This is a genomic window from Stenotrophomonas sp. SMYL86, from assembly GCF_036320025.1.
Classification (GTDB): Bacteria; Pseudomonadota; Gammaproteobacteria; order Xanthomonadales; family Xanthomonadaceae; genus Stenotrophomonas; species Stenotrophomonas maltophilia_A.
In genome coordinates this window covers 98820-107497 of sequence record NZ_JAWIRU010000016.1, presented here as the reverse complement: position 1 = coordinate 107497, position 8678 = coordinate 98820, and the positions used below count along the sequence as shown (strand labels likewise).

Below are 8678 nucleotides of genomic sequence, written 5' to 3'. Positions count from 1 at the left end.
AGGCGGGGTGGGTCCGGTTGCGGGGGCGTGAGCCGCATGGGTCGGGCGCATGCGCCCGGCGGGTTGGGCAGGACGCCCAACCCCGGTCTTGCCGTGTGCGCAGGACAGCGCACACGAGCAAGCGGCGACCGAGCTTACATGGGTGAGGGCGCTTTGCTTGCGAAGCACTGCTTCGCAAGCGCCCGAACGCACAGCCGCCAGCGGCTGGGCCGGGCCCCGGAAGGGGGACTTGCAGCGTCCCCCGCAACCGGACCCACCCCGCCATCCCACAGGAAACCAGCTTTTGCCGTTGCCGTTGCTGTTGCCTTTGCTCCGGCTTGTAGCGGGTGCAGGGCGCAGCCCTGCAAAGAACCCCCTACTCCTGCGGATCGCGGGTGATGTGGATGTCGGTCGGGGTCGACAGCGGAATGTTCCGCTCCGCCAGGATCTGCAGCAGGCTGAAGTACAGATCGCTGCGGGTCGCATACACCTGCCGCGGGCTGGCCACGTACGCGAAGCTGTTGATGGTGATCTGACCACCGGCAATGCTGTCGATGTAGACCGTCGGGGCCGGCTGCTTCAGCACGTTGGTGTGCGCGGTGTACGCATCCAGCAGCGCCTGACGCAGGCTGCCGACATCGGTACTTGGCGGCACCGCGAACTGGATCTGGATGCGGCCCTGGTTGTTGCCCATCGTCATGTTGCGCACGGTCTTGGTGACCAGCTCGGAGTTGGGCACGATCAGGGTGGACTTGTCGCCCACCTGGATCTCGGTCGAGCGCAGGCTGATGCGGCGGATGTCGCCCTCCTGGTCGCCCAGCTTCACCCAGTCGCCGATCTTCACCGGACGCTCGGCCAGCAGGATCAGGCCGGAGACGAAGTTCTGTGTGATCACCTGCAGGCCGAAACCAATACCCACTGACAACGCACTGACGAGCAGCGCCAGCTTGGTCAGCTCCAGCCCCATCGCCGTCAACGCCCAGATCACGGCGAGGATGATGCCGACGTAGCGGGCGACGGTACTGACCGAGTTGCGCGCCCCCAGGTCCAGTTCGGTCTTGGGCAGGTAGGTATCGGTCAGCCAGCGCTGCACCAGCTGGGTGATCGCCAGGCCGGCCAGGAGCACCACAACCGCCAGCACGATCTGCATCGGCTTCAGGGTGGTTCCGCCCAACGGAATGCCCGTGGTGAGCAGCGAAGTGAATCGCTCCACCACCGCACCGATGTTGCCGAACGGCGCCACCAGGGCAAGCAGCGTGAGCAGCACGACCACGGTACGCAGCGCCGCCGACAGCAGCACGCCGGCCTGCTCCAGCCGCGACACGCTCAGGCCGGTACTGAGCAGGATGGTCTGGCCCACTTTGCTGTCGGCGTTGAGCATCCACGTGCTCAGGTCATCGACGAATTTGAACAGCAGCGTCGCCGCCAGCACCACGATGCTGCCGCCGATCAGCTGCTGGTTCACGAATTTGGCGAAGTTCAGGTAGCCCAGCAGGGTGGCGATGATGGCCGCCACCACCGCGACATTGCCCGCCACGCGCGCCAGCACCAGCCAGCTGCTGCGGCGCACCGGCGTACTCGGGCCCTGCCCGTCGGCCTGCGCTTCCAGCTTGGCTTCGGCCTCGGCGGTCTGCCGGCGATGCAGGCGCGCCAGGGTCACCAGCATGGCCATGATCAGGCCCAGGTAAGTCAGCGCAATCAGGCCATCCAGCGCCACCGTGGTGACGTCGCTGGTACGCGTGGCCTGATCGAGGGCCACCAGCACCGTGCTCAGCCAGGCAAGCGCCGCCGCGCCCCACGCGTACTTGCGCAGCTTGAGCGCGGCGGTGTCATCCAGATTCAGCAACCGCCACGACGGCCGCTTGGGAACCAGCATGCAGGCGCTGAGTGCCGCAATGAACGCAGCGCGGAACGTTGCGGTCTCCAGCCCGTCGGCCACCACCTGCAGGCGCGGCGCAATCGCATTGATGGCATCCAGCGCCGCCATCAGCACCACCACGGCATAGCCGGGCAGCAGCGTGCCCACCAGCAGCAGCCACATGGCCAGGCCGGAACGGCGCAGGCGACCGTCCGGCGCGCGCTCGGACTCCGCAAAGCGCCGCCCCAGCCTGCGCAGCCACAGCCGCAGCGGGAACATCATCACCAGCGCGGCCACCAGGCCCAGCAACGGCGTGCCCCAGCCATTGGCCCGCATGCCAGCGACAAACGTATCGCGCCCCTGCTCGGCCAACGGCGCGACGCGTGCGATATCGATCGGCAGGCGTTCGGCCACCTTGCTCCACAGTGCTGGAGACAACGGCGAGGCGACCTTCTTCCCCATGTCTTCGGCGCGTTGCGCAGTGCGCTGCTGGTCGATGTCGGCTGCCAGCTGCTGGGCACGCACGGCACTGGCCTTGGCCTGCGCTACCGACGCGGCCAGGCCGTCGCGCTGTTTGGTGATGCTGCGCCGTTGCGCCGCCAGTTCGGGCGGCTCGATGGTGCCCTCGGCAGGCGTGCCCAACTGCGCCAGCTGTTCGTCGAGGCGATCCTTTTGCGGCTGCAGCGCCTTTTCCAGCGCCTCGGCATCACGCCGGGCCTTCGAAGCATCCTCGGACAGCATGGCCAGTGTTTCGATGGCCGCGGCATCGCCACGCTTGCGGTCGACCTCCTTCAGCTTCGCATCGATACCTGCCAGCTGCTGCTTCGGCGTGGGCGCATCATCCTGCGCCAGCACCGGCGCGGACAGCAGGAAGGCGCTGCACAGCAGCAGGGCCAGCCAAGGGCCCCGTGCACGGATCGATCGCAGGAAAGAAGACAAGCCAGCCACACCGGTTCGCGCGGACCACCGCGCCTGCGCGCGACTATACGGCAGAGCCGGTCAAGGGCGGATGGACGGCCCTGGCAGCGTCGAGCATCAGTACTTCAGGCGCAGCTCTTCCACCGTCGGCTGCTGCAGCGCGTACCAGTCCTGGAACTCTTCCTCGGTAATCTCATCGGGCGCATACACCGCCACCGGGTGCCAGTCGTGGTCGGTCGGCAGCGGCTGGCGCGGGCCGGCACGCAGGCTGTAGGCCACGCCTTCGTAGTCGACCAGGTCATCGACCTGCGGCCACTGTTCGCGTGCGAACGCGGATTCACTCTTCAACAGGATCACCTGGTACATCGGCACCTCCACCTCGGTTGGATCAGGAAAACACGGCGCTGGCAGCAGGATACCGCCACGCCGGTGACAACGGGCGCTCCGCCGGGGCGACGGAACGTTCTGGACACGGCCATCGCCCCGGCTTCACCCGCCCATGGCAAGGCCATCGGCATCGTGGAGGCCCACCCCTGCCACGACCACCGATGACCGAGCACCCGCCGCTGAAGACCGTCGCCGACCTCAAACTGCCCCGCTACCTGGGCACCTGGTATGAGATCGCGCGCCTGCCGATGCGCCACGAGCCGGAAGGCTGCACCGACGTGTCGGCGCACTACACCCTGCTCGACAACGGCAACGTCGGCGTCACCAACCGCTGCCGTATGGACGGCGAGGTCGAGGAAGCCACCGGCGAGGCCTGCGCCGTCGACAACGACAGCGCGCGCCTGGAAGTGAGCTTCCTGCCCAAGGGCCTGCGCTGGCTGCCGTTCGCCAAGGGCGACTACTGGGTGATCCAGGTCGCGCCGGACTACAGCGTGGCACTGGTCGGCAGCCCCGATCGCAAGTACCTGTGGCTGCTGGCCCGCGAACCGCAGCTGGACGCTACCGTGCAGGACCATTATCTGGCGGCCGCCCGCCTGCAGGGCTTCGATCTGTCCGAACTGATCCAGACCCCGCATACCGGCCGTCCCACCGCCTGATCAGCACACGGCCATGGACCTGAAGAGCGGTTACCCCTGGTGGGCGGTACGCAATGGATTGATCCAGGCGTTTCCGCCATTGGAAAAGGACCTGCGCTGCGACGTGCTGGTGGTCGGCGGCGGCATCACCGGTGCGCTGATTGCCGACGAACTGTCCCGGCATGGCCACGACGTGGCGGTGATCGAGCAGCGCGACATCGGCTGGGGCAGCACCGCCGCCAGCACCGCGCTGCTGCAGTACGAGATCGATACCCATCTGATGGAGCTGGCCCAACGCTATGGCCAGGACGCCGCCGCGCTTGCCTATCGGGCGTGTGCCGAGGCGATTCCGGCCCTGGGCGACGTGGCTCGCGGCCTGAAAGACGTTGATTTCCAGCGCATGGACAGCCTGTACCTGGCCAGCCGCCATCGCGACGTGCCGCGCCTGATGGCCGAAGGTGAGGCGCGGCGCGGCATCGGTCTGGATGCCCGCTGGCTGGGCCCGGAGGCACTGCAGGAACGCTTCGACGTGGACGCCGGTGGTGCCCTGCTCACGCGCCTGGCGGCGCGGGTCGATCCCTATCGCCTGACCTATGGGTTGCTGCAGCGAGTGCGCCGGCGCGGCGGCCAGGTGCATGACCGCACGGTGCTGCACACGCTCACGCCCAGCGCGCGCGGGGTAACCGCCCTCACCGAGGACGGCGCCACGATTCACGCCCGCCATGTGGTGCTGGCAATGGGCTACGCCAACCAGACGTGGCTGCATCAGCGCGTCGCACGCAACCGCAGCAGCTATGCCTTCATCACCGACCCGATCGATGCGGACGTGCTGGGCCGCCTGCGCAACACGATGGTGTGGGAGAGCGCACGCCCGTACCTGTACCTGCGCGCCACCGGCGATCGCCGCCTGCTGGTGGGCGGGCTGGACGACGCCATCGACATCCCCGCCCGCCGCGACAGGCGCGTAGAGCGCAAGGCGGACAAGCTGATGAAGCAGCTGCTGCATTGGTTCCCGCGGCTGGACCCGGTGCCGGCGTTCTCCTGGGCCGGCACCTTCGCCGAAACCGCCGACGGCCTGCCGTTCTTCGGCCCGCACGATCAGTGGGGGCCACGGGTGCATTTCGCCATGGCCTACGGCGGCAACGGCATCACTTATTCGATGATCGGCGCCCAGCTGCTGCGGGCCCGGATCGAGCGGCGCAGGCATGCGCTGGAAGGGCTGTTCGGGTTCGGGCGGCTGTGACCTGCAGCCAGGCATGGCCTGGCTCTACCCCAATCCGGCGCCGACAGGCATCATTCAAGCAACCCCTGCTAGCGTCGGCCTGTACCGCCGCGTGTTGCGTGGCCACCTGTCCGCTGGAGCGCCGTCATGATCCGCCCCCTGACCCTGCTGCTGTGCCTGGCCCTGCCGGGAACCGTGCTGGCCCAGTCCGCCGCTGGCGCCACCGCGCCGCAGGCCGCCGGCCTGGACCTGACGCTGCCGCAGGCGCCGATGCGCTACCTCAACGACCCGGCCCTGCAGCAGGACCCGCCGGGCACGTACTACGGTGACAAGAGCGGCCCGCGCGTGCACGACGACGCGAAGATAGCCGACGTCACCGACGACAAGGTCAAAGTGTCCGGCAGCTTCACCACCGGCATCGGCTATTCCAAGAACGGTGGCAACAGCCACTACAACGCCGCCACGCTGAACCTGAGCAAGAACTACACCACCGATGAAGGCAAGACCCACGGGGTCAACGTCAACATCCACGTGAGCGAAGGCAAGGGCCCGGGCTTCTATGGCCCGTACGGCGGCTACTACGGCCGCGGCCCGGGCTACTGGGATTACCCGCCGCCGTTTGGCTGGTAAGCGCCGCGTCGGCCTGGGCCGACCAGGGTCGGCCGCTACCGATGCGTACGTTTGGCAGGTGTCGACCTTGGTCGACACGCTTTCTCCCCGTGTGCCGGCCAGCGGCCGGCACTACCAGCAGGTCAATCCAGCCAGCCATCGCGCTCGCTGTGCAGGATGCGGCCGTCATAGCCGCTCAGGCGCACGTCCACCTTCTGGTTGCGGGCGTTGCGGGCTTCCAGCGACCAGGTCGCACCATCGCGTTCCAGCGAATGGATCTCGCGCAGGCCATGCGCCTGTGCCCGTGCCAGCACCTGCTCGGTGGTCAACAGCGCGCGACCGCTGTGCTCGTCGAAGATCTCGCCGGTCTTGGGGTCAACGTAGACCTCGCTGAAGCGGCCATCGGCGCGGCTCACGTCAGCCTCCCACAGGCCATCATCGCGTTCGATCTCGTGGATCTGGGTGTAGCCGGCCTTGCGCAGGGTCTGTTCGACCTGGGCCATGCCCAGCGGTGCAGCCTGTGCGGCCGGTGCGATGGCCAGCAGAGCAACAGTGGCGAGGGTGAGCGACTTCAACATGGGGGTTCTCCTGTTCGTGTTCGTGGCCGGACCATCCCGGCAACGCCACAATGCACCCCGTGGTTAACAGCTCCTTAGCCGGCACTGTTAGCCAGCTGTTAGTCAGCCCCGGCACACTCACGCCTGTTCCTACAGCCCGCCCTGCGCCCCGATGCTCTCCACCCTGCCCCTGCTGCTGGCCCTGGCCAGCGCCCCGACCACCGCCGCGCCGGCACAGGACCCGGCGCAGCAGGTCGCGCGCCGCGCCGTGCAGCAGGGCCGCTACGTACCGTTGGAAAGCGTGGTGCGCGATGCGCTCAAGCGCTTTCCGGGCCAGCTGCTGGAAGTGGAGCTGGACGACGGCGTCTACGAAGTGGAGATTCTGCGCGGCGACGGCGTGGTAGTGGAGCTGGACTATGATGCGCGCAGCGGAAAGCTGCTGAAGACGGAGCTCGACGACTGATGCGCATCCTGTTGGCCGAAGACGATGCCGCGCTGGCACAGCGCCTGCTGCCCCTGCTGGAGCAGGCGGGCTACGTGGTGCACGTGGTTGCCGACGGCCGCCAGGCCGAGGAGATCGGTCAGATCGAAGACCTGCAGGCCGCCATCGTCGACCTGGGCCTGCCCGGGCTGGACGGACTGAGCGTGATCGAGCGCTGGCGCGGCAACGGCCGCAGCTTTCCGGTGCTGGTGCTGACCGCGCGCGGGCGCTGGCACGACAAGCTGGCTGGGTTCGATGCCGGTGCCGATGACTATCTCACCAAGCCGTTCCAGGCCGATGAGCTGGTGCTGCGCCTGCGCGCCCTGATCCGCCGCAGCCACGGCCACGCCAGCCCGCGCCTGCACTGCGGCCCGCTGCAGCTGGACGTCAACGCCGGCCGCTTTGAACTGGATGGGCAGGCGCTGTCGCTGAGCCCGCAGGAGTTCCGCCTGCTCAGCTACCTCATCCACCACAGCGGCCAGGTGATCGGCCGCGACCGCCTGGGCGAACAGGTGTTCGATGGCGGCCACGATCCGGACTCGAACGCACTGGACGTGCTGCTCGGGCGGGTGCGCCGCAAGCTCGGCATCGATCTGATCCAGACCGTACGCGGCCAGGGTTGGCGGCTGGCCGCGCCGTGAGCCGGCAACCCTCGCTGCGACGGCGCCTGCTGCTGGCTGGCGGTGTCGGCCTGCTGCTGGTCTCGCTGCTGGCCAGTGCACTGCTGGGCGAGCTGTTCAAGCGCAGCGCGCGCGATCGCTTCGACCATGAACTGCAGCAGGACATGCTGACCCTGCTGGCGCAGGCCGAAGTGGATGCGGACGGACAGCTGCGCCTGCGCCAGGAACCGAATGACGCACGCTTCCAGCGCGTGTTCTCAGGTGCTTACTGGCAGATCGCCGGTGCCGATGGCCGTGTGCTGCTGCAATCGCGCTCGCTGTGGGATGAAACGCTGCCTGCCACGGCCATGGGAGCGGCCACCCGCAATCTGGCTGGACCGCTGCAGCAATCCCTGCGCGCACGCGTGCAGCAGGTGCGCCTGCCACGCGCCAACGAACCGTTCGTGGCCGTGGTCGCAACCGATCGCAGCGCGCTGGATGCAGACGTTGCCGCGTTCCGCCAGCGTACTGCCATCGCGCTGGGTGTGCTGGTCGCGGCGTGGCTGGCGGTGCTGGCCAGCCAGGTGCACTTCGGATTGCGTCCATTGCATCGCCTCGGTGCACAGCTGGAACGGGTGCGGCGCGGCGACGCGCAGCGCATCGATACACAGGGGCTGGGTGCGGAGGTCGCACCGCTGGGCGAGGAGCTCAACGCGCTGCTGGAGCATCAGCAACGCATGGTCGCGCGCGCGCGCACCAGTGCACAGGATCTGGCGCATGCGCTGAAAACCCCGCTGAGCGTGCTGGCCACCGAAGCCGATGGCGACGGCACGCACTGGCGTACCACTGTGCGCGAACAGAGTGCGCGCATGCAGGCCAGTGTCGACCGTTACCTGGCTGCAGGACTGGCCGCCGACCATCGCCAGCGCACCGGCGTGGCGGCCGTCGCACAGGCGATGTGCCAGCTGATGGCACGCGTGCATGGCGAACGTGGCATCACGTTCACGGCGGCAGGCATCGATCCGGTGCTGCAGTTCGCTGGTGCCAGTGCGGATCTGGAAGAGATGCTGGGCAACCTGCTGGACAACGCCGGGCGCTGGGCGCAACAGCAGGTGATTGTCAAAGCGGAAGCCAGCGACGGACAGCTACGCATCGATGTGCGTGACGACGGCCCGGGCTTGGCGGCGGATGCGCTGTCACAGGTCACACAGCGTGGCGTGCGGCTGGATGAGCGCGAGGGCAGCAGCGGGCTGGGGCTGGCCATCGTGGGCGATATCGCCGCCAGCTATGGCGGGCGCGTGGCGCTGGAGAACGCGCAGCCCGGCCTGTGTGCAACGTTGTGGTTGCCGGTGGGGTGAAGTGGCCAACCTGACGGTGGGTAGTGCCGGCCGCTGGCCGGCAACCACGCGGTCATCGGGAACACCCTGCAGAAG

9 protein-coding genes are annotated in these 8678 nt (G+C 68.2%); 6 read left to right on the top strand and 3 right to left on the bottom strand.

Going from position 1 to position 8678, the window contains the following annotated elements; translation table 11 throughout:
- Positions 1–355: 355 nt before the first annotated feature.
- Both V3B64_RS16555 and V3B64_RS16550 read right to left on the bottom strand, forming a co-directional pair.
- A complete protein-coding gene (locus V3B64_RS16555) occupies positions 356–2785 on the bottom strand; it encodes a DUF3772 domain-containing protein (protein WP_329914508.1) in 2430 nt (809 codons plus the stop codon).
- Between the two features lie 87 nt (positions 2786–2872).
- A complete protein-coding gene (locus tag V3B64_RS16550; protein WP_006399378.1) occupies positions 2873–3121 on the bottom strand; it encodes a hypothetical protein in 249 nt (82 codons plus the stop codon).
- A 182-nt stretch (positions 3122–3303) separates the two neighbouring features.
- On the opposite strand from V3B64_RS16550, the gene V3B64_RS16545 reads away from it, so the two are divergent.
- The 3 genes from V3B64_RS16545 (at position 3304) to V3B64_RS16535 (ending at position 5629) form a co-directional block, all read left to right on the top strand.
- Positions 3304–3798, top strand: a complete 495-nt coding sequence (locus V3B64_RS16545) for a lipocalin family protein (RefSeq protein ID WP_285301785.1) — start codon at positions 3304–3306, stop codon at positions 3796–3798.
- A 13-nt stretch (positions 3799–3811) separates the two neighbouring features.
- The gene (locus tag V3B64_RS16540) at positions 3812–5020 is read left to right on the top strand and encodes an FAD-dependent oxidoreductase (protein ID WP_329914507.1); all 1209 of its coding nucleotides are present in this window, start codon (positions 3812–3814) and stop codon (positions 5018–5020) included.
- 126 nt (positions 5021–5146) lie between these two features.
- On the top strand, positions 5147–5629 hold the full coding sequence (locus V3B64_RS16535) for a hypothetical protein (RefSeq protein WP_049400799.1): 483 nt from the start codon (positions 5147–5149) through the stop codon (positions 5627–5629).
- A 122-nt stretch (positions 5630–5751) separates the two neighbouring features.
- Here the strand turns inward: V3B64_RS16535 and V3B64_RS16530 are convergent, their stop codons facing one another.
- Positions 5752–6186, bottom strand: coding sequence for a PepSY domain-containing protein (locus tag V3B64_RS16530; protein WP_032127132.1), 435 nt, complete (start codon positions 6184–6186; stop codon positions 5752–5754).
- Between the two features lie 151 nt (positions 6187–6337).
- Between V3B64_RS16530 and V3B64_RS16525 the strand changes: the two genes are divergently transcribed.
- Genes V3B64_RS16525 through V3B64_RS16515 form a run of 3 tightly spaced genes read left to right on the top strand, consistent with a single transcriptional unit; the run spans position 6338 to position 8603 of the window.
- Entirely contained in the window at positions 6338–6628 is a 291-nt protein-coding gene (locus V3B64_RS16525) for a PepSY domain-containing protein (RefSeq protein ID WP_071227684.1), read from the top strand.
- Positions 6628–7287: a response regulator gene (locus V3B64_RS16520; protein ID WP_197616764.1), complete on the top strand. Its 660-nt coding sequence runs from the start codon at positions 6628–6630 to the stop codon at positions 7285–7287. The genes V3B64_RS16525 and V3B64_RS16520 overlap by 1 nt, the downstream gene beginning before the upstream one ends.
- Entirely contained in the window at positions 7284–8603 is a 1320-nt protein-coding gene (locus tag V3B64_RS16515; protein WP_329914506.1) for a sensor histidine kinase, read from the top strand. The genes V3B64_RS16520 and V3B64_RS16515 overlap by 4 nt, the downstream gene beginning before the upstream one ends.
- The last annotated feature ends 75 nt before the right edge of the window (positions 8604–8678 follow it).

What these genes read in the sequence shown, in the direction of transcription:
- V3B64_RS16525 (WP_071227684.1), top strand. Translation starts at nt 6,338, where the DNA reads ATGCTCTCCACCCTGCCCCTGCTGCTGGCCCTGGCCAGCGCCCCGACC.
- V3B64_RS16530 (WP_032127132.1), bottom strand. Translation starts at nt 6,186, where the DNA reads ATGTTGAAGTCGCTCACCCTCGCCACTGTTGCTCTGCTGGCCATCGCA.
- V3B64_RS16535 (WP_049400799.1), top strand. Translation starts at nt 5,147, where the DNA reads ATGATCCGCCCCCTGACCCTGCTGCTGTGCCTGGCCCTGCCGGGAACC.
- V3B64_RS16545 (WP_285301785.1), top strand. Translation starts at nt 3,304, where the DNA reads ATGACCGAGCACCCGCCGCTGAAGACCGTCGCCGACCTCAAACTGCCC.
- V3B64_RS16550 (WP_006399378.1), bottom strand. Translation starts at nt 3,121, where the DNA reads ATGTACCAGGTGATCCTGTTGAAGAGTGAATCCGCGTTCGCACGCGAA.
- V3B64_RS16520 (WP_197616764.1), top strand. Translation starts at nt 6,628, where the DNA reads ATGCGCATCCTGTTGGCCGAAGACGATGCCGCGCTGGCACAGCGCCTG.
- V3B64_RS16540 (WP_329914507.1), top strand. Translation starts at nt 3,812, where the DNA reads ATGGACCTGAAGAGCGGTTACCCCTGGTGGGCGGTACGCAATGGATTG.